Annotated in this window: 1 protein-coding gene; it reads right to left on the bottom strand. The window is 47.3% G+C overall.

Translation table 11 applies throughout. The features are described 5' to 3' along the window. The coding region (locus tag A3850_RS17050; RefSeq protein ID WP_068219938.1) for an IS5 family transposase at nt 1–886 on the bottom strand (886 nt) is incomplete at both ends.

Here is an 886-nt window from a genome sequence, read left to right as displayed (position 1 = left end):
TTCCTGCGTTTGAGTTTCAAGTGATCGAGAGTAGTGGGTTGGACCAAAGATGGTTTTATAACGGTACATCGCCGTCTCAGATAAACTTCGTTGGTGGTAATCGGCTTCTTTTTTCCATTCTGCCCTTCCGACTTCTTCTATGCGTTTAATAAATTGATTGCGAGGATAGTCATCGGCATCACCCGGTTCCTCCCAATACCATTTCACCGCGCCTCTCTGAGGTGGAATGACAGGCCAAATATCTCGCTCCAATAAACCATCGTAGCAACTCTGTGCATCATAAGCACCATCAAGGTAGACCTCATCGATTTCGGCTTCGACCTGATCGAGAAGATCATTTACCTGAGATTCATCGCTCTCGGAGTTAGTCGTCGTGATATGGCAATGAATAAAGCCAGTGCAAGGATCAACACCCAAATGAAGTTTACGCCAGGTACGACGCTTGCTCCATCCGTGCTTGCGGCATTTCCACTCGCCTTCACCGTAAACCTTGACTCCCGTCGAGTCTATCGCAATCGTGATCGGGCCGCTAGCTGGAATCGCAAAAGGACTAATGTTGAGAGTGCGAAAACGGCGGTTAACCTGTGTAAAACTTGGTACTTTCAGGTGCGCTAGGTCCATGAGTTGAAGCAGACCCACGGTAAAACCACGAGACTGTCGATAGGGTAACCGAAAAATAGTCTTGATCATCATAATGGCCTCGATACAGGTATCACTATAAGTTTCTTGAGCACCTCTCTGGGCTGGCGAGTCACTATACCAATTTTGGGTGACCGACTCGTCAATAATAAACGTGATGTTACCACGATTTTCCAGGGCTTTGTTGTACTCCGCCCAGTTGACTACCCGGTAATCCTGCTTATCTTTTACTTCAAATCGCTCGTCC

Source organism: Lewinella sp. 4G2, assembly GCF_001625015.1.
Classification (GTDB): Bacteria; Bacteroidota; Bacteroidia; order Chitinophagales; family Saprospiraceae; genus Neolewinella.
This window is presented reverse-complemented; position numbering and strand designations above follow the sequence as displayed.